Source organism: Paraglaciecola sp. MB-3u-78 (assembly GCF_002835935.1).
Taxonomy (GTDB): Bacteria; Pseudomonadota; Gammaproteobacteria; order Enterobacterales; family Alteromonadaceae; genus Paraglaciecola.
The window spans coordinates 104,274-127,381 of the sequence record NZ_PJCF01000013.1; the positions used below are offsets into that span (position 1 = coordinate 104,274).

Genomic DNA, 23,108 nt, shown 5'->3' on the forward strand with positions numbered 1-23,108 from the left:
CGTTAGATTACAGTTTTTTGCAGGAACAGCCTATTTCTTTATCGCTCGTTTCCCATTTCTGAAAGTGTCAATAATTTCAGATTGGCATTCAAGAATAAACACATAAAAAAACCGGCACGCCCATCAGGCTATACCGGTTTGTATTGACTAATTAACGACTAGGCAATATTTAGTGCTGGAATAATATTCGCTTTTGCTTCTGCTGCGGCTTTTTTGAACCCATCCATCCGGTCGAAATTTAAGTATTTAAACACTTCAGCTGACATGGATTCAATCTTAGTAGCATAAGTCATATACTCTTCTGTAGAGGGGATTTTACCCATAATCGCACCTACAGCGGCTATTTCAGCTGAACACAAATAGACATTAGCGCCATCACCTAAACGGTTAGGAAAGTTACGAGTAGAGGTAGAAAGCACAGTTGAATTAGGCTCAACCCTCGCTTGGTTACCCATACACAGTGAACAGCCAGACATTTCAAGACGCACACCCGCTTTGGCATAAATATCGTAGTAGCCTTCTTCTGTAAGCTGAGCTTGATCCATCTTAGTCGGTGGTGACATCCACAAACGGGTTGGCAATGTGCCTTCAAACTGCTGTAACAACTTACCTGCTGCACGGAAGTGACCGATATTGGTCATACAAGAACCGATAAAGACTTCATCAATCTGGTTACCTGCAACTTCAGACAATGTTTTCGCATCATCTGGGTCGTTCGGGCAGCATAGAATAGGCTCTTTAATATCAGCCAAATCAATTTCGACGATTTCAACATATTCAGCATCGGCATCAGCGCGCATCAATTCAGGCTTAGCCAACCACTCTTCCATCTTGCGAGCACGACGCTCTAGCGTACGCGCATCACCGTAACCTTCGTTGATCATCCAACGCAACATAGTGACGTTGGAGTTAAGGTATTCAGCGATAGACTTATCAGACATTTTGATAGTACAACCCGCTGCGGAACGTTCGGCAGAAGCATCTGATAGTTCAAACGCTTGCTCAACCGTTAATTCATCAAGGCCCTCAATTTCTAAGATACGACCAGAGAAAGCATTGATTTTGCCTTTTTTGGCAACGGTCAATAAACCTTGCTTGATACCGTATAAAGGAATGGCATGAACCAGATCACGTAGTGTGATACCCGGCTGCATTTTACCTTTAAAACGCACCAATATTGATTCCGGCATATCCAGTGGCATCACACCTGTAGCAGCAGCAAAAGCAACTAAGCCAGAACCTGCTGGGAATGAAATACCCAGAGGAAAACGCGTATGGGAATCACCACCTGTACCAACGGTATCAGGTAACAACATACGGTTTAACCAAGAGTGAATGATACCGTCACCGGCACGCAGCGATACACCACCACGGTTCATTATAAAGTCAGGCAGTGTATGCTGAGTTTCAATATCAATGGGCTTAGGATAAGCCGCGGTGTGACAGAAAGATTGCATGGTTAAATCGGCAGAGAAACCTAAACAAGCTAAATCTTTAAGTTCGTCACGGGTCATGGGTCCAGTGGTATCTTGTGAGCCTACTGTGGTCATCTTAGGTTCACAGTAAGTACCCGGGCGAATACCGTCTACACCACACGCACGGCCAACCATTTTTTGAGCTAACGTGTAACCTTTACCAGTATCAACAGGTTGGTCAGGTTTGCGGAATAAATCAGATGGGCCTAAACCTAGAGATTCACGGGCTTTTTCAGTTAAGCCGCGACCAATAATTAAGTTAATACGGCCACCAGCACGCACTTCGTCAAGTAATACCTCTGACTTATATTGATACTCTGCTAACACTTCGCCAGTAGATGTATTGGTGATTTTTCCAGCTAATGGGAAAATATCAATCACATCACCCATATTCATTTTATCAACGTCAGTTTCAAATACTAAAGCGCCTGCATCTTCCATAGTGTTAAAGAAAATAGGAGCGACTTTACTACCAATACAGATACCGCCGCCTCGTTTATTAGGAACGCCAGGTAAATCTTCACCGAAGAACCATAAAACCGAGTTAGTGGCTGACTTTCGTGAAGAGCCTGTTCCCACTACATCGCCAACAAAAGCAACTTGATGACCTTTAGCTTTGATTTCGTCGATTTGTGCTAATGGACCCACTTCACCCTGTTTTTCAGGTGTGAGGCCATCACGAGTCATTTTAAAAGCAGCACGAGCATGCAATGGGATATCTGGACGAGACCATGCATCAGGTGCAGGTGATAAATCGTCTGTATTGGTTTCGCCTGTCACTTTAAAGACAGTGGCAGTGATTTTTTCTGGCATATCTTCACGAGAAGTAAACCACTCTGCGTCGGCCCAAGATGCGATCACATCTTTTGCATAAGCGTTACCCGCTTTGGATTTTTCTTCTACATCGTGGAAAGCATCAAACATTAATAAGGTATGTTTGAGTTCTTCTGCTGCCAATTCGGCTAAGTCTGCGTTATCAAGTGCCGCAATCAAAGTAACGATGTTATAACCACCGTGCATGTTACCTAACAATTGTATGGCGGCATCTTTAGAAATAAGAGGTGAACAGGCTTCGCCCTCAATGATTGCAGTCAGAAAACCGGCTTTAACGTAAGCGGCTTCATCAACACCAGGAGGCACACGCTCAGCTAATAATTCTAATAATGTTTCTTCTTCGCCTGCAGGTGGTGCTTTTAACAACTCAACTAAACCAGCGACTTGCTCTGCATTAAGTGGTTTAGGTGGAATACTCTGTGCTGCACGTTCTGCAACATGTTTACGATATGCATCTAACAAAATTATATCCTCTAAGTTGACCCCGAAAAATAACAAAAAATATTGGAGTGTAGGAATGAAACCGATTAATTATAAGGGTTATTGCCAAAAAGTTAAATCCGCCAAGGCCTTAGTTTGCTTATAATCAACATTTGCATTATCTATATGCAATTCTGTTAAGTGAGTACATATAAACAGCTTGAGGTAGAAGGCAGGTAACAATACTAAGACAAGGTAAAGAGATGATCTATTGGGATGAAAAGGATTTTGCTACACACTTGCCACATCTTTATGGATGTGTTGATCTGGCTAAATAGGGATGTGGATCGTTGTGAATATGCGGGCTATTTCAGTATTTTGGTCGATGTGAAGTTTTAGTTAAGTAAAGTAAAACAAGCCTCATGGCTTGTTTTACTTTAATGTCTGAAAGGTACTAGCTTAGCTAGGATCTGCAATTTTAACTGCAACAGGCGCTGATGGCGCTGTCGTTAGTTGTTCCAACGGTGGCGCAAAATCAGTTAAGTTAATGCCTTCAACTGCTTTTTTGTATTCTTCCAGAGTAGGCGTACGGCCTAAAATGCTAGATAGAACCACCACTGGTGTAGAAGCAAGTAATGACTCACCTTTCTTTTCAGCAGTATCTTCTACTACACGACCTTGGAACAAACGCGTTGAGGTGGCGAGTACCGTGTCGCCTTTTTCAGCTTTCTCTTGGTTACCCATACATAAGTTACAACCAGGGCGTTCAAGGTACATGATGTTTTCGTATTTGGTACGGGCAGTGTTTTTAGGCACAACGTCATCAAATTCGAAACCCGCATATTTCTTAAGCACATCCCAATCACCCTCAGCTTTAAGCTCATCAACAATATTATAGGTTGGCGGTGCAATCACTAATGGTGTTTTAAATTCAACTTTGCCGTTTTGCTTTTCAATATTTCTCAACATTTGAGAAATAATTTGCATATCCCCTTTGTGAACCATACATGACCCAACAAAAGCTAAATCCACTTTTTTGCTGCCTTTGTAATACGAAATAGGTCTGATAGCATCATGAGTATAACGCTTTGAAACATCGGCATTATTAACGTCTGGATCGGCAATCATAGGTTCGTCAATGGCATCAAGATCAACCACTAATTCGGCAAAATATTCAGCATTATCATCTGGTCTTAGTGCTGGCTTTTCTCCAGATGTAATATCAGAAATTCGCTTATTTGCTATATCAATTAATCCTTGAAGAACTTGGTTTTCATTATCCATGCCCTTATCGATCATTATTTTAATACGGCTCTTGGCTATTTCTAATGACGCAATCAAAGTGTCATCTTGAGAAATACAAATAGAGGCTTTCGCCTTCATTTCAGCAGTCCAATCGGTAAAGGTGAAGGCTTGATCGGCAAGTAAAGTACCAATGTGAACTTCGATGACTCTTCCTTGGAACACATTATCGCCAAATTTCTTCAACATTTGAGCTTGCGTAGCATGCACTACATCACGGAAATCCATGTAGTTTTTCATATTGCCTTTAAACGTCACTTTGACAGACTCTGGGATAGGCATGTTCGCTTCGCCAGTAGCCAGCGCAAGTGCAACCGTTCCTGAGTCAGCACCGAACGCTACACCCTTCGACATTCTAGTGTGCGAGTCACCGCCGATTATAAGCGCCCATTCATCCACAGTAATATCATTCAATACTTTGTGAATAACATCCGTCATTGGGTGATAAACACCTTTAGGATCGCGTGCTGTGATAAGACCAAACTTATTCATAAAGCTCATTAGCTTGGGAATATTAGCTTGTGCCTTGGAATCCCATACTGAAGCAGTATGACAACCCGATTGATAAGCTCCATCAACAATAGGAGAAATAACCATGGCGGCCATAGACTCTAATTCTTGAGACGTCATTAAGCCGGTTGTATCTTGAGAACCCACAATATTGACCGTTACACGGACATCAGAGCCAGCGTGAAGAGCAGTTTTAGAGGCAACACCTACTGCATTTTTGTTGAAGATTTTTTCAACGGCAGTTAAACCTTGGCCTGGATGAGAAATTTCTTTAGAAGCAGCGTATACAGGCACTAACGCGACACCGAGAGTTTCAGCTGCAAAAGTTTGTAATTTTTTACCAAATACAATGGCGTAAGACCCGCCTGCTTTCATAAACTCAACGGCTTGAGGGGTGAAAGCCGAAGAGATATCAACCAGTTCTTTATCGCCGCTGAATAGCTTCTTGTGTTTAGTGTTAATCGTTAACACTGTGCCCGTTTCGACAGAGTAAGTTTGCTCAAGAACGGGGTCGCCACTTTCGTTAAGCACAGGTTTACCGTTAGCATCGAGTTTTTTAACCCAGTTTTTAAGATCTAAACCGATACCGCCAGTCACACCAACAGTCGTTAAAAAGATAGGCGAAATGCCATTAGTACCTGCAACAACGGGAGCAAAATTCACAAATGGAATATAAGGACTGGCTTGTTTACCTGCCCATAAAGCCACGTTATTAATACCTGACATTCTAGAAGAACCTACACCCATAGTGCCTTTTTCAGCGATTAACATCACTCTTTTGGCTGGGTGTTGTTTTTGCAGTGCTTGGATTTCAGCTTGAGCAGTGGGAGAAATAAGGCACTTACCGTGCAATTCCCTATCTGAACGAGAGTGAGCTTGATTACCTGGCGATAATAAATCCGTAGAAATATCACCCTCACCAGCGATGTAAGTAACCACCTCAATTTCTTCGTCTATTTCAGGAAGTTTGGTGAAAAAATCAGCTCTGGCATAACTTTCAAGAATATCTTTGGCAATGGCATTGCCCGTTTTAAACGCCTTTTCAAGACGGCTCATATCGGCTTCATATAAGTACACTTGATTCTTTAATATTTCTGCAGCTGGTTTTGCTACTGATGTCTCATCAGATAATGCTAAATCTAAAAGTACTTCTACAGAGGGGCCACCTTTCATATGAGATAACAACTCAAAAGCAAAGGTAGGTGTAATTTCTTTGACGACGACTTCACCTAAAATGATTTCTTTTAAGAATTTAGTTTTTACACCTGCTGCACTGGTTGTTCCAGGCAAAGTGTTATAAATAAAGAAATGAAGCGAGTCTTCTCTGTGCTCATGGGCCGAGGCTTTAATTTGCTCGATAATTTCCGCTAATAATTCAGCGCCATCAATTGGCTTAGGTGCCAATCCTAGATCTTTCTTACGGCTTTCAATTTCTTTAACGTATTCTAAATACAAACTCATATACAACTCCCAAGGGATATAACATGCTAATAATATGATAATTAGCATGATGAAATTTTGTCGATAGTTTACCTAATTTTCTATTCATTAAGCATCTTTTGGTAAAATAAGCGCTGTGCATATCAGCATTCTTTAAATAAGCGGTTTATTTTCCAGCGGGTGGTGTTTTCGTTAACGCAACTAAACCGGCAACTTGCTTAGCGTCTCACAGCTTAGGCGGGATATTCTCTGCGGCACACTCTATAATGTGGTTACGCTATAAGGTGTTACGAGAAGCGTTTCACACAATTTGTGTCCTCAAGTTGACTCCAAAAATAGCAACTCACATTGGAGCATAGAGATTTAACCGTGAAATTATAAAGGTTATGACCAAAAAGTGACATTGGCTAAAGCCATTGTTTACTTATATTCAATATTTATTTAATTGATAAGTCTGTTTATTTCTTAAAAAAAATTACATTTTTTCTATCTCAAAACGTACCTTATTAATTTTCACTTGGAATAATGCGCAAGATTTTTCCTTGATCGCTATCGGTTAATATATAAATGGAACCATCTGGGTGAACGCGAACATCACGAATTCTTTGCTCTAGTTCTTTAAACAAAGATGTTTGACCAACCACATTTAATCCGTCCATATGTAACCATCGCACTTCTTTAAACTTCAGAACACTGACTAATAAATCACCATTTAGTTCACTAAACAGATTACCTTGGTGAACAGCCATACCAGAAGGAGCAATAGAAGGGGTCCAATCTAGTCTGGGTTGCTGCATATTTGGATATTCGGTAAAAGGGCTAATGCGAGAGCCGATATAATCGAGTCCTTGAGTAATCACGGGCCAACCATAATTTACCCCTGCTTGAATAATATTCAGTTCATCACCACCATCTGGACCGTGCTCGTTTGAAAAAATCACATTTCGCTTGGAGTCAAAAAGTAGGCTTTGGTGGTTTCGATGCCCATAACTAAACACATAATTGCTGGGCGAATCAGGGTTTTCAGTCACAAAGGGGTTATTGGTTGGTACGCTGCCATCGTCGTTAATGCGAATTATTTTACCCAGCAAACTATTTAATCGTTGTGCATCTTCGCGGTAATCAAAGCCATCACCACTGGTGATAAGTAATGTGTTATCAGGTAAAAAAGCCATTCGCCCTGCAAAGTGGACGGGCGTTGACTTAAAAGGTGTCACGGTGAAAACAACTTGTTGCTCTACTAATTCGTTACCAATTAATTTTGCCCGCATAACTTGTAAAGCATTTTTGTCATCATTGCCCATAGCGTAAGAAATATACACCCATTGATTAGAGGCAAAATTAGGATGCAACACTACCTCTAATAGTCCGCCTTGCCCTTTAACGTATATATCAGTGGGCAAGCCAGTAATCGGCGCAGACACTTCGCCATTGCTTACCCTAGTCAATTTACCCGTACGCTCAGTTACCAATAAACTGCCATCAGGTAAAAAGGCTAACGACCAAGGAAAATGTAAACCACTGGCGACTTCCTGTATTTTATAACTGTGGAACGTTGCTTGTTGCGCAGCTAAACCATAAAAATTGCTGCTTAAGAGTATAATCAGCCCAAAAATAAAACCCCGATATTGCATAGGTGTGTCGTCTCTAAATTAGAATAAAATCTGAATACATAATCATAGTTCTGTTGATATTAACATTCAGTTCGCCCATTATCGCCACATTATATATCCCGCATCAAGACTAAAATAAGTAACACATTATGAAATTAAATTTTTACCTTAGGCTTTGTACACATTTTTTTGTTGCAGTGATTTTTGCATTTGTTTTAGCAAGCTTGTTTCATAGCCAATTTGTGATGGCCGAATTGACCAAGGTAGGAGTGGAAATTTTGTTCAACGATCGCCTCAGTATGAGTCTTGATGACTTATTAGGCCTGTATCCTACTTATGGGATCGTTGTAGCCGTTAGTTATTTTATTGCTTTTATCGTGGCAGGCCTATTCATCAAATGGTTCAAGTGGTCACCCTACCTTCTGTATTGTTTGGCGGGAGGCGTTGGGGTCACTGTGGCTCTTTTAGCTATGCATCCGATTTTAGAAATCACCTTATTAGCGGGAGCTCGCAGCACCTTTGGTTTTTTATGCCAGAGCTTGGCGGGAGCAATGGGGGGCTTGATTTTCAGTCATTTACGCACTCGTCAATCAGGCGCAAAAGCTGTCATTTAGACAGCTAGCTGCCTATCACTTCGCTTTACATTACCTTGCCCAGAAGCTATTAATCTCCTTGGCAAGCTTGTGTTCTGAGCCTGTACAAGCACCATAAAAACAACCCTAGGTTTAGCGCTAAAGGCATATTTTCTCCTTGGCGCAAAAATTCTTCTGCATACACTTCACAGTTATCAATAGGACCACCACAGATGGGCAGCAATTTCCCGCAACAACTGTGTTTAACTCAGTTTGTCCATCGAGTTCATCTAAGATGATTTCACCACAAATACTTTCTGAGGTTTGGATATCACAGCAGTCACAATGATTTTATGGTTGCCTCTTTATTGTTGTCAATGCGCTTAATGATTATAATCGCTCCAATTGAAATTCATCAAATTGACAAGACAAATTAAAAGGCGATCACAATGAAAAAAATACTTATTCCGGTAACTAATCATGGAACATTAGGCACCACAGACCAAGCAAATGGTACCTATTCACCAGAATTAACCCATGCATTGCATGCTTTTTTGGAAGCAGGGTTTGAATATGACATTGCTTCTATCAAAGGTGGCAAAGCGCCCATTTATGGCACCGACATTGAAGGCGACGTAGTTAACGACGCCATACTCAACAACCAAGAGTTTCAAAATAAGCTCAATAATACTCTGCCTGTATCTGACGTTAATATTGATGATTACGACGCTGTATTCTATCCAGGTGGTTTTGGACTGTTATCTGATTTAGCGAGTAACCACGATTTTGCGGCACTTAGCGCCAAACATTATGAAAAAGGCGGTATTATCGCTGCAGTCTGTCATGGTCCGGCGGCCTTATTGCCTATCGCATTAAGCAACGGTGAAAGTCTATTAGCCAATAAATCTGTCACCGGTTTTACCCGTGAAGAAGAAATAGATTACGGCACAATCAATGATGTACCTTTTCTTTTAGAAGAGTCACTTGCCCGTAACGCTGCTCGTTACAGCAAAGTGCAGCCTTGGGGGGAGTTTGTCATCGAAGACGAACGCGTAATAACAGGTCAAAACCCTACCAGTGCTCATGCTGTTGCTGCAGCGATTGTGAAACAGTTAGCTAAATAAGTTCTCAAATGTGGAGAACAAAACATCATATCTGTTCTCCACAAACTTAATAGAAACATGAATTTAAGTACAGACATGTCACAAATATGCATTAAGATTGAAAAGTATTTGGCTCAAAGACTGGCAGTGCCAGAAGCACTGCTTAAAACTCTTCTCGCAACGCTCGCCTAGATGCCTTATCAACCAATCCGAAAAGTGTATCTGTTTCATCTTTGTTGCTGGATACCTGATGGCCGAGCACTTTAACTAACTTGTATTGTATACGCGAAGTTAATCGGTAAAACTCTTGGTACAGTTCATAATTATTCAGCCTGTTATTTTTACCCGTAAAAAAATGACTCTGTTCAAGCGCACTTTGCCTGCCCGGCAGACCAATAATATTTTGAGAATCGGTATAAATGCACAAAGTGATATCGCTTTCATCAGCTAAAGTGATGATCTCATCCAGTGCCCACAACAACGTTTGTAATTCCAACTTAGTCGAACTCGTTTGTACAAAGCGTTTGATTTTCACATTATGTTTAAGTCTGTCTATAGACACAGACTGTTCTGATACAACTAGGTAAGCGCCATATCCCACTTTTAATTGGTTATTAACACTGCCGTCTGTAAAAACCTCTAAATGAAGCATCCATTATCCGTTCAAAAATACAGTTATTTTTGAATTTTACAGCATATTACACACCCTTGTGGACTAAACAATTCAACTCAGTTCAAAATGAAAATAAGCGGTATGCTGAGGATAACAATTTCAATTTAACTTTACGTTCTTGGGTGGGGAACTTGGGGGGGAGGTTAAAGCATTTATTTATATTATATGATGTGAATAGAGCATTACAGCAAGCAGTTAACGATATTAGTGTCGCTTCTGCTGTTTCCAAGTACCTCCATATTGATACAGCGCTTGGCTTTTTACCTTCGACTGACAACCAGAACAGATAAAAACCCAAGGTGCGGCTTGTTGTAATCGTATCCGATACAATACGGACTCAGGTTTTGCACAGTAATCGCAGTCTTTCAGTTGGCGGTTTCTTAGTGACTTTCCCATGTATATACTTTTAAAGTAATTTAGCCACAACAACGGCGCAATGTGAGCCAGTTCCAACCAGTTTGCCCCACACTCGCATAGCTAGATTAGGTTCACCATTAAGCGCATGAAGCGCTTCGTCTCTATGAGCTTGCTCATCTGCATTGCAAGCTTGCATCATTTGTATAATCTCGATTTTGTCACAAAATTCTAGCTTGGAAAGGGCATGTATTTGTTGCCTGTAATGAGCGTCAACAAATGACTCTACTTTGTAAATTGTGTAATAAACCCAATTCCTTCCAAGCAACATCGAGAATACCCCCATCATGAACCCAGCGAACATCCAGATAAAAAGAAGGGCACTGCCTCTAAATCGATGGATCAGGTTTTCAAATTGAAGCAGATGGTCTTTCTCTGTCGCTAAATGATGTTTAGCGAACGTTTCTATCTCGGTGTCACGCTTAAAACGGTTGACCAGCAATATGCCCCGATATATCCAAACAGCGCCAGTTTCCCCCGCGTGGCTAGCACGCAGTTCTGCACGAATAGATGAGGCATATCTTGTGGCATTAAAAACACTTAACTTATGCATCTTTACTTGTGCCTTGCTCCGGCATTTTTGTATTGGCATTTTTTCTCGATAAGGACATTAATCCGATACCAAGCACCGCTAGCATCGATATTGCCAGACCAACAACTATATAGGCAACCCAAGGTGCGCTCACACTCATCTCCTAAAAACTATAATGAATTTATAAATGTATTTATAAGTGAGATTACGATTTGTGAGGGCAGAGGATCATACTAAGATTTGTGTTTGATTGATTATTAGACGAAAAGATAAACAACCATTAATTTTCGAACAAATACATTCCATTAGATACACATTGTATATTGATAATGCACAGCCAAATCCTTTTAGCCTGCAATAGAACTCGCAGGCATTTATACAATTACTTTACCCAATGCCCGGGCTTATTAGTTCGATACCCTAATGTTTTATAAGCTGCATCAACTAAGGATTGACCACGTTCATTTAACATCAAACTGGCTCCCATTTTGGACATAGAATATCCAAATCCGAGTTTACATTCGGGGTCTGCAAAACCAATACTACCGCCAGCTCCAACATGCCCGAAAGCCTGCTCACCCATAATCGCGGTTTCAAGTTCTCCCGAGCTGCGGTAACGATTGTCCATTGATTTCATAAAACCCAGAGCAAACCGCGTGGGGATCAACAAAGTTGCATCTTCCATAGTTGCCATAGAAACGGCACTCATCTTTGATATATGGTCCCTTGATAGCAGTGTCACACCATTCAAGCTGCCTCCATTGGCTAAAGGCGCAAATAATCCCGCCAGTGCCCGAGCATTGGCAATCCCACCACCACCACCTATCTCTGCGGCGTGCGCCTCACGGCAGTTGGGTTGATAGTTACCGGAATTCAAAAAACACAAGTGTTGAATAGAGGCGGGGTTTGTCATCATATTCGTCATAAAAGCGGTGGGTTTATCTTCAGCACTAGGAGTGTAAGGCAGCATGCGTGCGGTGCGTTTCTCATGCTCTTCAGGTAAACCAATCCAATAATCGAGTCCCAAAGGCTCTGCGAAATTTTCTTTAAAATAACGACCCAGTGAGATCCCCGACACACGCAGCACAAGCTCCCCAACAGTCCAACCGAAGGACATCATGTGGTATCCATTTCGAGTACCTGGGTCCCAAAAAGGCGCTTCTGCCGATAATCGCTCGATCATATAGTCCCAATCATAATAACCGCCCTCTTTGATTGGCTCGCGAAATGCTGGCAACCCAGCAGAATGATTTAGCAGCATCCTAACAGTCACATTCTCTTTACCATTTTGAGCAAATTCTGGCCAGTACTGGCTTACGTTTGCATCGAGGTCTATTTCACCTTGATCGATGAGCCTATGGGCACACAATGCAGTGGCGGCTTTAGTGCAAGAAAAAACCAGTGATAGAGTGTCTTTTTCCCAAGGCGTTTTTGTATTAGGATCGCTATAGCCACCCCACAAATCAACTAATGTCTCACCTTCGACGTTAAGAGAAACGGATGCACCTATCTCGCCACGTTCTTCAAAATTTTTCACAAATTCTTCAGCGACATTTTGGAATTTAGGATCGCAAAAACCACTCACAGTGCCCGCTTTAGTCTTCACATTAATTTCTGACATACACTTCTCATTTAAGTTAAAGATAAAATCCTGACTGGTGTATAGAAAGGATAATAGCTATCCCAGACCTAAGCAATGGGCAATAACTGGCTTTACTGGGCTGTAAAAATGACACTAATAAACCCCAATATTTATTTCACATTCAACCTTTTATTAAAAACTTATAATAAAGTTGCTTAATTAGTATGCGATTTCTAATTTTCATCCGTAAGATATATTTCATCGAAGTAAGATACTTAATTTTAAACATCCACGGAGTAAATATTATGAATAATATCGACATGATTAAAGAAAAAGCCGCTACTGCAGAAGAAATGGCTCGTAAAGTATGGTTAGCCGGTCTTGGTGCATACGGTAAAGGCTACGAAGAAGTGAAAGGCCGTTTTGAAGCACTTTCTACTGACTCAAACAAATTATTTGATGAGTTAGTTGTTAAAGGCCAAAAGCTTGAAACTGAAGGTAAAGATAAAGTGAAAGAAGTGCAAACTAAAGTAGCTGAAAAAACTGAAATCGAAACTCGCATCGAAACAGTTCGCACTAAGCTTGGTTTCAACAACACTGACACTGACAAAAAAATTGAAGAGCTAAGTGAAAAAATTGACGCATTGACAGCTGCAGTAGCTAAATTAGCAGCTAAACCAGCAGTGAAAAAAGCGTAATTTCAAGCTGATGGATTAAGAAGAGAGCCCCAGTGCTCTCTTTTTTTATAAGCAAAATTAACTATCCGATTTACCGCTCAATCACCTTTTCTAGTACATGTAAGTTGACACTTAAATCATGTAAATAAGTCTTGCTAGTGTCATAGCTGTGCTCATCGAATGTAAATTACCTTTCAATAGATAGTCATTCATCGCGGTTCTTTTTTTTATTTTCGCATTTTATATGCCATTCACTGTTCAAATTCATTATTTTTAAGTTTTGTAATCATTTATTCACAGTACTTATAACCAATATTATCCATAATCCAAGTTATGACACATTGTTTGCCGCCGAAACTGATGAAGCCTTAACGGGTTATGAAAAAGGCACAGTGACAGATTCAGGTGCAGTCAATGTGGATACCGGAATATATACTGGACGTTCGCCTAAAGATAAGTTTTTGGTAAAAGATGATACAACCAAAGATACTGTTTGGTGGAGGACCGCTGACAATAACAACGACAATAAGCCCATTTCATCGGAAACCTGGCAAGCGTTAAAAGAAGTCAGCCAGCAACAACTTTCAGACAGCGACCTATATGTGGTTGATGCCATTTGTGGTGCAAATTCGAATACAGCTCTTAAAGTCAGATTTGTTATGCAAGTTGCATGGCAAGCGCACTTCGTCAAAAATATGTTTATTCGTCCAACAGAAGATCAACTTGATAATTTTGAGCCTGATTTTGTGGTGATGAATGCCTCAAAAACCTCAAATCCACACTTCGAAAAACACGGAACTAACTCCGAAACCTTTGTTGCATTTAACTTAACTGAAAAAATGCAATTAATTGGTGGGACTTGGTATGGCGGCGAAATGAAGAAAGGCATGTTCTCGATGATGAACTACTTTCTGCCTCTACAAGGCATAGCCTCAATGCATTGCTCGGCCAATGTGGGTAAAGATAATGACACCGCTATATTTTTTGGTTTATCGGGTACCGGGAAAACCACATTATCAGCCGACCCACAACGGGCATTAATTGGTGATGATGAACATGGCTGGGACGATGAGGGTATCTTTAATTTCGAAGGCGGTTGTTATGCCAAAACAATTGATTTAGACGCTGAAAAAGAACCAGAAATTCATAACGCAATTAGACGTAACGCCTTATTAGAAAATGTGGTAATAAAGGGTAATATACCTGATTACTTTGATAACTCTAGAACAGAAAACACCCGTGTTTCATACCCAATTGAACATATTGAAAACCGCGTATTAGGCATTAGCAAAGCAGGACATGCTACAAAAGTCATTTTCTTAACCGCAGATGCTTTTGGTGTATTTCTGCCAGTATCACGTTTAACCAGCGAACAAGCAAAGTATCATTATTTGTCAGGATTCACTGCCAAATTGGCAGGCACTGAGCGTGGTGTCAATCATCCTACGCCTACCTTCTCTTCTTGTTTTGGACAGGCTTTTCTAAGCTTACACCCCACACAATATGCCGAAGTGCTAGAGCAAAGAATGTCTGATGCTGGCGCCAGTGCATATATAGTCAACACTGGCTGGAATGGCACAGGTAAACGTATTAGCTTAGCGGCAACACGGGCGATTATTGATGCAATATTAAGCGGTGAAGTAGAAGATTCTGAGTGCGAAAATCTTCCCTATTTTAATCTTGCTTTCCCTACAACACTATCGGGCGTAGACAGCCACATTCTAGACCCAAGGAATACATACTCAAGCGAAACTGAATGGGAAACAGAAGCGAAACAATTAGCCAAACTATTTGTCGATAACTTTACTAAGTTTACTGATAACGAAGAAGGTAAAGCTCTTACCTCGGCGGGTCCTCGTTTATAAAATAGTTGGCTGCCCCCCATTAACTCCGGGGGGACCTATTTGTAATACATTGAGCAATTTAAGGCGCGGGTTAGGTTTGTGAGTGCAAGCCAATCATGTTGCCTTCTGTATCAATCACCAGCGCCCCAATACGATAATTAAAGCGTCTATTTAGTGTTAGAACTATATTTTCATTTGGCAAAGGCAGCATTAATACCACGAAAGTATGAATAACATGACTTGATGATGAAGTGGTTTTTCGTTATTTCTAGACTTGCAATGCTATACCAAGCAGTAAAGGAGTCAGTAAACTCACTCCCACATTCGCAGCCATAAACTGAGGATGCTGACCTATGTCAGCCCCAAATTTAATTGCACCAGAAATGGAGAACAGAGCCAGTATCAGGGGGAGTAAAGCAATAAGTGATAATGGCGGCAAGTGGTTAAAATAAGTACCCAGTGAAACTACCAGTAATGTCGCCATGATAAAAGCTGCGTACACCATATTGCCAACTTTAACGCCGTAAGCGATAGGCAGGTGTCGTCGCCCAGCCCCTTTGTCAGCTTCAATATCAGGGTATTGATTAAGTAGCAGCAAATTACTCACAAGAAAAAACGGCACCAAAGAAACCAGCCAACTTAGGTTTGAATAAGCCCCTGTAAGAACAAAGTGAGTGCCTCCTACCATCAGCGGACCAAAGCCAATACCGGGCGCAATCAGGCACAGAAGAGGGTTTTTATTGAGCCAATTGGTATAGGCCAGGATCAAAAACACTGCCACTAAACCTAGGGGCAGTATGGCAAATCCATACAAGTATAAAAAATAGCTACCAATGCTCAAAATCACCATCAAACACAACACCCCCGCCAACAACACAAAACGGGCGTAAGAAGGGTTATCGGGCAAAGCTCCACTGCCGCCACTAAAAGGCGTCTTAAACGTATTGAGATCCAATCCACTTTTAAAGTCAGAATACTCATTGAGGCAGTTAACACTGATATGTCCCAGCACTGCCCCTAAGAGAGCCAAGCCTAGGTTGAGGTAATCGCTATTACCCCCTTCAAAATTCGCAACACTTGCCCCTAAAAACACACAAACTGGACTCAAAATAACAAAGGGCAAACGCATGGATTTCAATATAGTGGCAAAAGGCATTGTCCATCCTTGTAGGTATGTAGTTTAAGGGAATTATAACTACTGACAGGCATCCGTGACGACTTATCGCTGGCCAATTCCCATTGATTCAGAATGGCAAAATATGCAGTCAGTTTTGGGTTGAACTTATGGAACAAAAGAGTAAGTCAACCCAAAGCTGGCGAGAGTCTAATCTGTGATTAAACGAGGTTTGCGATTTTTACTCTTTGGCTTGCCATGACTCGCCTTCTCCGCCTTGGCTGCTTCATTGTGAGGTTGATTATCACTAAAGCGGGTTAAGCCCTTCTGCGCTTTTACGGCATTCGCGGTTTTACCTTTGGCAAATGCTTTATTGCCGGAACGTTTGGCGAACTCTTTTTGATCTCGGCCTTTTAGTTCATTGCGACTTTCAGCAGGCACTAAACATTTAGGGCTATTGCCAATCAAGTGGGCTTTACCCATTTCTTTGAGCGTTTTACGCAATATTGGCCAATTAGCGGGATCGTGATAACGTAAAAATGCACGGTGTAAACGCCTATGGATTTCGCCTTTAGGCACCTCAACCTCTTCACTCTTATGATTCACTTTATGTATCGGGTTTTTGCCCGTGTGATACATAGTGGTGGCATTAGCCATAGGTGACGGATAGAAATTTTGCACTTGGTCTAACTTGAAGTTGCGCTCTTTAAGCCATAACGCCAAATTCACCATATCCATATCTTCAGTACCCGGATGAGCTGAGATGAAATAAGGAATAAGATACTGGTCTTTGCCCGCTTCTTTGGTGTATTTGTCGAACAATTCCTTAAATTTATCGTAAGTCCCCATACCCGGCTTCATCATTTTATCTAGGGGGGCTTTCTCGGTATGTTCTGGGGCGATTTTTAGATATCCACCCACATGATGAGTGACTAGTTCTCTGACATAATTTGGGTCTTCAATGGCCAAATCGTAACGCACACCTGAGGCAATCAGAACTTTTTTAACCCCTTCCACTTCCCGAGCTTTGCGGTAAAGATTAACGGTTGGGGTTTGGTCGGTATCTAAGTGCCCACAGATTTCTGGCCATACACAAGACAAACGGCGACAAGCTTGTTCTGCTTTAGGGCTTTTACAACGCAACTTATACATATTCGCCGTTGGGCCACCAAGATCGGAGATAACACCGGTAAAACCGGGGACTTTGTCACGAATTTCTTCGATTTCACGAATAATGGATTCTTCTGAGCGGCTTTGGATCACCCTGCCCTCATGTTCGGTAATCGAACAGAAAGTACAACCACCAAAACAGCCACGCATGATATTCACCGAGGTTTTGATCATGTCGTATGCTGGGATTTTGGCTTTGCCGTAACTAGGATGTGGCACCCGGGCATAAGGTAAATCAAACACGGCATCCATTTCTTCGGTTTCTAATGGATACGCAGGTGGGTTGATCCAAATAATGCGATCACCATGGCGCTGCACCAGTGCACGGGCACAGCCGGGGTTGGTTTCTTTATGTAAAATACGAGAAGTATGAGCGTAATGAGTTTTTTCGGCGCGTACCACATCATAAGCGGGCAATAACACATAGGTTTTATCCCAAGGCTTCACTCTTTGGGTTTTCGAGGTAAAAGGCTGAACCACGATTGGCTGCGCTTTTTGCTCTTCGATTGCCGCTTGTCTTTCAGCTTCAGACTTAACAGCGCATTTATCGTCAATAATTTGATAAGGGCTAATAATAGCTTCAATTTTGCCTATGCTGTCTAGGTGGGTGGAATCCACTCCTTGCCAGCCGGGCAAAGGTTCTTTACGAATAACCGCAGTGCCGCGAATATCTTGCATTTGGTCAATGGTTTCGCCAGCGGCAAAACGGTGTGCCATTTCAAGCAAAGGGCGTTCGGCATTACCAAACATCAACATATCGGCTTTTGAATCAAACAACACACTACGGCGCACTTTGTCTGACCAATAATCATAGTGAGCAATCCGCCTTAAACTGGCTTCAATGCCACCAATCACTACAGGTTTTTTATAGGCTTCTTTACAACGCTGGGTGTAAACCGTTACCGCACGGTCGGGACGTTTACCGCCCTCATTGTTTGGGGTGTAGGCATCATCATGACGCAACTTACGCTCAGCCGTATAACGGTTGATCATCGAGTCCATATTACCTGCAGTCACACCAAAAAACAGATTAGGCTCACCAAGCTGCATAAATGCATCTTTACTATGCCAATCAGGCTGGGAAATAATCCCTACTCTGAAACCCTGTGCCTCTAACGTACGACCAATAACAGCCATACCAAAACTCGGATGATCAACATAGGCATCACCAGTAACCAGAATAATGTCACAACTATCCCAGCCAAGTTCATCCATCTCTTTTCGCGACATAGGTAAAAACGGCGCAGGACCAAAACATTCTGCCCAATATTTAGGGAAGGAAAACAAGCCGCGCTCCGCTTTCATACGGGCGACAGGTTTGGATCTCGAGGCTGGTTGAATGGTTGGCATGAAACTCTCTAAAAAATACGGCTAAAAATACGCCTAAAAAATGCAGCGACTAGCTGTGCAAAAAATCGGCAGAATTATAGCAGAATTAGATTGTATTGGTGAGCCAATAATTACCCCAAAATTTACATGGTTATATGGGTTACCCTATGAGTCACACTTTCAAATTAGCCAACCTGCGATACTTGCATATTAATCGCACTGAATATTCAGAATTTGGATCAGTGCTTTAGACTCATCTTCTAATAAATCGGCCAAAGTATAAGCTTTTAAGCTATCTAAAAATGCTTGAGTGGCTTGCCCCAATATAACTTTAAGTTTGCAGGCAGGTAGTATTCGGCATTTTGGTGTTGTGCATTCAACTACTTGTAATGTGTTTTCAAGCAACACCACTAACTCACCAATATTTAACTCTTGTGGCGTTTTTTTTAAATAGAAACCACCACCCTTGCCTCTTTTAGTTTCGATTATTCCTGCCTTACCTAATTGATGCACAATTTTATTCACATTATTTCTGGAGATGTCATAAGTTTTACTTATTTCATCGATACTAGCGCGTCTGCCTGAAGGCAATAAAGCAAGATAAATAAGGGTTCGTAGCCCATAGTCAGTGTAACGAGTAAGTTGCATATGTTTTTTCAGTGATCCAAATGATGGGGTTAAATTTAAAGCCTGTTTGACACTCATATATAATACATTTAATATGCACCTTATAAAAGATACTTATTAAAGGCATGTTATGAACAACACTTTATTACTGAAACTAGCAAACGCCTCTATGCTGACAACATTGGTGGCTTTTGTTATCAATGCTGTTCTCGCTTACGGATTTAATAACCATTTCCCACTGCTTGGCCTTACACTGTTACACGTCGGGCAAATTCTCCTTGCTGGGCTTTTTAAGTTGTCTTACGTGGTGCGTCTAGTCGCTCAGCAACAACTCGGCCTAGCCATTCGTTAAAGATTGAGTATCAATAATGATTAATATTTCAGAACCAAATAAAGAACAAAAAATAGTACCTCTATGGCGACAGGCGTTTCGGCCATTTTTCTTATTTGCTTGTCTGTTTTCAATATTTTCAATGGTTACTTGGGCTTTGGTACAGGCTGGTGAACTTTACTTTATGCCATACGGTGGCGTTACTTTTTGGCATGCTCACGAAATGTTGTTCGGATTTGTGGCCGCTATTATTGTCGGCTTCTTACTTACCGCAGTTCAGAGTTGGACTGGCCTGAGAGCCACACATGGCAAGCCACTCATTATACTTTTTACCCTGTGGTTATTAGCTCGCGTATGTATGTTGTTAGACATCTTTTCGATGCAATGGATCACCGCCCTAATTGATATCAGCTTTTTACTACTAGCCGCGTTTTTTATGGCAAAGCTAGTGTTAAAAGTTAAACAGTACCGAAATCTTATTTTTGTGCCGATATTACTTTTGCTGGCAACGGCTAACTTGTTCACACATTTATCAGTTATGACTGGCGAGATACATTTTTATACTCAAGGCATATACAGCACTGTGATGATTATCACTCTGATAATGACGGTTGTCGCAGGACGAGTGTTTCCGATGTTTACTGCAAATGGCACCCAAACAAAAAAAGTAGATAATCTGGCTTGGTTGGAAAAGTCAGTGATTAGTGTAACTGCCATAGCACTGCTGATACATTTCTTCGGATTACAGCAAATAATATCCAGCAAACTAACGGTTTTATTATTTATCTTTTGCTCGCTGGGCCACAGCATTCGAGCAATACGCTGGCGACCTCAGGTAACCTTTAACACGCCTTTAGTGTGGTCATTACATCTGGCTTATTGGTTTATCCCAATTAGTTTTTTGTTGTTCGCTTTACACTATGCAGGTCTAAATATATCCACATCAAATGCGTTACACGGGTTAACCGCAGGGGCTATGAGTTCACTGATATTGGCGATGATAGCGCGAATTTCTTTAGGTCATTCAGGTAGGCCACTGACACCTCACTGGCTAATGAAGTATGCCTTTAGCCTAATAATTTTAGCCGGCGGCATTCGGCTTCTCTCTCCTTATATTCAGTTATATTTCAACTTCAACTTACATGTTGTGTCCGCTTGTTTATGGGCATTGGCCTTTGGGATATATGTTGTTGTTTATGCACCCAGTCTGACCACTCCAAGACCTGATGGTAAGCCCGGTTAGGCTGGATGCTTGAGCACGTTTTTATACAAGCGTGACACTCCATTCCAATGATAAAAATACATTTATTTCATTAAATAGTTGACAGACAAACCTTCTACCTCTACATTCGTAGATGTAAACTCGACAAATGTAGAGATAGAAATGAAAGCCGATATTAAACTCAGTGAATTTGAATTAGATGTCATGAACATCCTATGGCAAGCCGGTAAAGCGTCTGCGCCTGAAGTACATCAAAAGATCAAGTTAGACAAAGACGTCAGTTACTCAACCGTTAAAACTATTATCGACCGCCTCGAACAAAAACTAGCCTTAACCCGGGCCGATCAACAAGGTCGCACCATATATTATGCTCCAGCGATTGAACGTGAAGCCCTCTCTACACCTTTGCTAAAAGGGTTTCTAAAACGTATGTTTGCTGGTGATCCACACAAAATGGTGGCGCAATTACTGGCTAATGAACAACTTGATAACAGTGAAATAGAGCAGCTTGAAAACATGCTGGCTGCACAAAAAGCTAAAAATAAACATAGCACTAAAAAGTGAGGCTATGATGATTTCTTATCTCACAATCACCCTATTGATCAGCAGTCTCTGCGGCTTAGCCATTCTATTACTGCGCGGTGCTCCCGCCCGTTTACGTTTCTATATTTGCCTATTGATATTGGTGACTTGGCTTACACCTTGGCAGCTTATGCAATTTCAGACGGTGTCTAACGCTTTCGACACTTTCACCTTACCGCTAAATATTCTGAGTGAATTCAATTGGGTGAAGTCAGCTGCCAAAACGCAAAACACTGAGTTAGTTGCACCAGTAACAGCACAATCATCTTCTTCATTGTTTACATTCTATAGTTTATGGCTGGCCGCATTCTCAATAGGGTTAGTATTGTTTTTGAAAGACGCAGTGAGTTATTTAAAATTACATAAACGCTGGATAAAAAACTCAACACTAGACAATCAAACTTGGAATACGGCACAAATCGCTCAGCCTAACTGTGATATTCGTCGCATCAATTCACACGCTCCAGGCATGACGACTGGCCTGACTACACCTATTATTTGGCTAGACAGTAATCAACATGACGCAGAAAAAATTCGCACTATTGTATTGCACGAACTCACCCATATTCGTCAGCATGATCCCTATTGGTTATGGGCGATTAACCTAGTACAACGTTTGTTTTGGTGGAATCCTCTGATTTGGTTTACCGCACATTACGCTAGGCAACAAATAGAATTAAGCTGCGATGAGCAGTGCAAAAAGCATTTACCCGAAGGCCGTTATCAACTGCAGTTGATTAAACTGACATTACAGGTAAATACGCAGCAACACTCTCTGCCTATGCCAGCAGTCTTACAAATGAGTGGTACACCGGCATTTAATTTACAACGGATCAATAAACTCAATGAGGAACATAACATGAAAAAACGATATGTAGTTGTGATGGCATCATTGCTGTCACTAACAGGTTGGATTGGCTTTTCAAATGCCACTATCAACACACAGGGCAACACACAGGGCAACACACAGCAACCAGCTAGTCATGAGATGCAAACAGCGAGTCTTGTTAACGTGCTTAATACAATCAACAACCAAGATTTTATCGGGGCACAAACACAGTTAGGTAAATTAGCTAATAATGTGCAAAGTTTCGACACCTCACAACAGGCTAAAATTTGGAAACTGCACGCTCACGTATTATATGAGTTAGATGCCAAAAACCCACAAATAATAGCCTACATGGATAAAGCGGTAGCCCTTGAAGATTCGCTATCAGCAAGTGAGCTTTTACCCATTCTTCAAATGGCACAAGCTTTAGCCGCAAGCCAAGAGCGATGGGACAAACAGCTGAGCTACTCAAACAAGTGGTTTGAAATTGCAGATAATAACGTAGACAAAAAAGAACTTTTGTTTATGACCGCAGTCTCGCACTATTCTTTGCAGCAATATGACACTGCCATCCCTTTGTTGAATGAGCTAGTCTTAATCAGCGAAACCCAAGGTTTTCAACCCAAAGAAAATTGGTTGAATCTGTTAATGGCAAACTATGTCGAGAATAAAAACGCGACTCAAGCCATCGCTGTACAAGAAAAAATAGCTATGTTGTTTCCAAGTGATAAAAACGAAAAGCTGCTTAACGACTTATCCCAAAAGCGTTAACCAAGGTCGCTTAAATACAAAACACATAACGAGTTAAACACTCGCTATGTGTTTTGTATTTGATTAGATATAGTAGATCCAGAATAAAGTTACGGGGGGTATATGAAGCTAACTAAAATAAATTTTCATGCTTCTCCACTTT

Annotated in this window: 18 protein-coding genes; 8 read left to right on the plus strand and 10 right to left on the minus strand. The window is 41.3% G+C overall.

What is annotated here, in order from left to right:
- Positions 1–158: 158 nt before the first annotated feature.
- The 3 genes from acnB to CXF95_RS24350 form a co-directional block, all read right to left on the minus strand.
- Positions 159–2,771 (minus strand): bifunctional aconitate hydratase 2/2-methylisocitrate dehydratase, encoded by a 2,613-nt coding sequence (acnB, locus tag CXF95_RS24340; RefSeq protein WP_101201100.1) that lies wholly within the window; start codon positions 2,769–2,771, stop codon positions 159–161.
- 417 nt (positions 2,772–3,188) lie between these two features.
- Entirely contained in the window at positions 3,189–6,002 is a 2,814-nt protein-coding gene (locus tag CXF95_RS24345) for a bifunctional aconitate hydratase 2/2-methylisocitrate dehydratase (protein ID WP_101201101.1), read from the minus strand.
- Between the two features lie 485 nt (positions 6,003–6,487).
- Positions 6,488–7,615: a PQQ-dependent sugar dehydrogenase gene (locus tag CXF95_RS24350; protein ID WP_101201102.1), complete on the minus strand. Its 1,128-nt coding sequence runs from the start codon at positions 7,613–7,615 to the stop codon at positions 6,488–6,490.
- Positions 7,616–7,743: 128 nt separating this feature from the next.
- Between CXF95_RS24350 and CXF95_RS29720 the strand changes: the two genes are divergently transcribed.
- Entirely contained in the window at positions 7,744–8,208 is a 465-nt protein-coding gene (locus CXF95_RS29720) for a hypothetical protein (protein WP_157828232.1), read from the plus strand.
- A gap of 407 nt (positions 8,209–8,615) precedes the next feature.
- Positions 8,616–9,290 (plus strand): type 1 glutamine amidotransferase domain-containing protein, encoded by a 675-nt coding sequence (locus CXF95_RS24355; RefSeq protein WP_101201103.1) that lies wholly within the window; start codon positions 8,616–8,618, stop codon positions 9,288–9,290.
- Between the two features lie 142 nt (positions 9,291–9,432).
- Here the strand turns inward: CXF95_RS24355 and CXF95_RS24360 are convergent, their stop codons facing one another.
- The 4 genes from CXF95_RS24360 to CXF95_RS24375 all read right to left on the minus strand — a co-directional run bounded on the left by CXF95_RS24360 (position 9,433) and on the right by CXF95_RS24375 (position 12,509).
- Complete coding sequence (locus CXF95_RS24360) at positions 9,433–9,921, minus strand: ribonuclease HI (RefSeq protein WP_101201104.1); 489 nt, start codon at positions 9,919–9,921, stop codon at positions 9,433–9,435.
- Between the two features lie 427 nt (positions 9,922–10,348).
- Entirely contained in the window at positions 10,349–10,909 is a 561-nt protein-coding gene (locus CXF95_RS24370) for a demethoxyubiquinone hydroxylase family protein (protein ID WP_101201106.1), read from the minus strand.
- Positions 10,902–11,042 (minus strand): hypothetical protein, encoded by a 141-nt coding sequence (locus CXF95_RS30090; RefSeq protein ID WP_198556692.1) that lies wholly within the window; start codon positions 11,040–11,042, stop codon positions 10,902–10,904. Before CXF95_RS30090 ends, CXF95_RS24370 begins: the two co-directional genes overlap by 8 nt.
- A gap of 228 nt (positions 11,043–11,270) precedes the next feature.
- Positions 11,271–12,509, minus strand: coding sequence for a serine hydrolase domain-containing protein (locus CXF95_RS24375; RefSeq protein ID WP_101201107.1), 1,239 nt, complete (start codon positions 12,507–12,509; stop codon positions 11,271–11,273).
- Between the two features lie 266 nt (positions 12,510–12,775).
- On the opposite strand from CXF95_RS24375, the gene CXF95_RS24380 reads away from it, so the two are divergent.
- Both CXF95_RS24380 and pckA read left to right on the plus strand, forming a co-directional pair.
- Positions 12,776–13,168: a phasin family protein gene (locus tag CXF95_RS24380; protein WP_101201108.1), complete on the plus strand. Its 393-nt coding sequence runs from the start codon at positions 12,776–12,778 to the stop codon at positions 13,166–13,168.
- 245 nt (positions 13,169–13,413) lie between these two features.
- Positions 13,414–15,012: a phosphoenolpyruvate carboxykinase (ATP) gene (pckA, locus tag CXF95_RS24385; protein ID WP_101201109.1), complete on the plus strand. Its 1,599-nt coding sequence runs from the start codon at positions 13,414–13,416 to the stop codon at positions 15,010–15,012.
- A gap of 247 nt (positions 15,013–15,259) precedes the next feature.
- On the opposite strand, the gene CXF95_RS24390 is transcribed toward pckA, so the two are convergent.
- The 3 genes from CXF95_RS24390 to CXF95_RS24400 form a co-directional block, all read right to left on the minus strand.
- Positions 15,260–16,147, minus strand: a complete 888-nt coding sequence (locus CXF95_RS24390) for a prenyltransferase (RefSeq protein ID WP_232788018.1) — start codon at positions 16,145–16,147, stop codon at positions 15,260–15,262.
- Between the two features lie 168 nt (positions 16,148–16,315).
- Positions 16,316–18,625 carry a YgiQ family radical SAM protein gene (locus CXF95_RS24395; protein WP_101201110.1) on the minus strand — a complete coding sequence of 770 codons (2,310 nt, stop codon included), beginning with the start codon at positions 18,623–18,625 and terminating at the stop codon, positions 16,316–16,318.
- 189 nt (positions 18,626–18,814) lie between these two features.
- Entirely contained in the window at positions 18,815–19,309 is a 495-nt protein-coding gene (locus tag CXF95_RS24400) for an Rrf2 family transcriptional regulator (protein WP_232788019.1), read from the minus strand.
- Positions 19,310–19,361: 52 nt separating this feature from the next.
- Here CXF95_RS24400 and CXF95_RS24405 point away from each other — a divergent pair, with 52 nt between their 5' ends.
- From CXF95_RS24405 to CXF95_RS24420, 4 genes are all read left to right on the plus strand, one after another.
- Entirely contained in the window at positions 19,362–19,583 is a 222-nt protein-coding gene (locus CXF95_RS24405) for a hypothetical protein (RefSeq protein WP_101201111.1), read from the plus strand.
- A 16-nt stretch (positions 19,584–19,599) separates the two neighbouring features.
- Entirely contained in the window at positions 19,600–20,805 is a 1,206-nt protein-coding gene (locus CXF95_RS24410; protein WP_232788020.1) for an NnrS family protein, read from the plus strand.
- A gap of 141 nt (positions 20,806–20,946) precedes the next feature.
- Positions 20,947–21,348, plus strand: coding sequence for a BlaI/MecI/CopY family transcriptional regulator (locus tag CXF95_RS24415; RefSeq protein WP_101201112.1), 402 nt, complete (start codon positions 20,947–20,949; stop codon positions 21,346–21,348).
- Positions 21,349–21,352: 4 nt separating this feature from the next.
- Positions 21,353–22,966 carry a M56 family metallopeptidase gene (locus CXF95_RS24420; protein ID WP_101201113.1) on the plus strand — a complete coding sequence of 538 codons (1,614 nt, stop codon included), beginning with the start codon at positions 21,353–21,355 and terminating at the stop codon, positions 22,964–22,966.
- Positions 22,967–23,108 lie beyond the last annotated feature (142 nt).

Coding starts and splice junctions, on each gene's coding strand:
- CXF95_RS24345 (WP_101201101.1), bottom strand. CDS start 6,002: ATGAGTTTGTATTTAGAATACGTTAAAGAAATTGAAAGCCGTAAGAAA.
- CXF95_RS24350 (WP_101201102.1), bottom strand. CDS start 7,615: ATGCAATATCGGGGTTTTATTTTTGGGCTGATTATACTCTTAAGCAGC.
- CXF95_RS29720 (WP_157828232.1), top strand. CDS start 7,744: ATGAAATTAAATTTTTACCTTAGGCTTTGTACACATTTTTTTGTTGCA.
- CXF95_RS24355 (WP_101201103.1), top strand. CDS start 8,616: ATGAAAAAAATACTTATTCCGGTAACTAATCATGGAACATTAGGCACC.
- CXF95_RS24360 (WP_101201104.1), bottom strand. CDS start 9,921: ATGCTTCATTTAGAGGTTTTTACAGACGGCAGTGTTAATAACCAATTA.
- CXF95_RS24370 (WP_101201106.1), bottom strand. CDS start 10,909: ATGCATAAGTTAAGTGTTTTTAATGCCACAAGATATGCCTCATCTATT.
- CXF95_RS24375 (WP_101201107.1), bottom strand. CDS start 12,509: ATGTCAGAAATTAATGTGAAGACTAAAGCGGGCACTGTGAGTGGTTTT.
- CXF95_RS24380 (WP_101201108.1), top strand. CDS start 12,776: ATGAATAATATCGACATGATTAAAGAAAAAGCCGCTACTGCAGAAGAA.
- CXF95_RS24390 (WP_232788018.1), bottom strand. CDS start 16,147: ATGCCTTTTGCCACTATATTGAAATCCATGCGTTTGCCCTTTGTTATT.
- CXF95_RS24395 (WP_101201110.1), bottom strand. CDS start 18,625: ATGCCAACCATTCAACCAGCCTCGAGATCCAAACCTGTCGCCCGTATG.
- CXF95_RS24400 (WP_232788019.1), bottom strand. CDS start 19,309: ATGAGTGTCAAACAGGCTTTAAATTTAACCCCATCATTTGGATCACTG.
- CXF95_RS24405 (WP_101201111.1), top strand. CDS start 19,362: ATGAACAACACTTTATTACTGAAACTAGCAAACGCCTCTATGCTGACA.
- CXF95_RS24410 (WP_232788020.1), top strand. CDS start 19,600: ATGATTAATATTTCAGAACCAAATAAAGAACAAAAAATAGTACCTCTA.
- CXF95_RS24415 (WP_101201112.1), top strand. CDS start 20,947: ATGAAAGCCGATATTAAACTCAGTGAATTTGAATTAGATGTCATGAAC.
- CXF95_RS24420 (WP_101201113.1), top strand. CDS start 21,353: ATGATGATTTCTTATCTCACAATCACCCTATTGATCAGCAGTCTCTGC.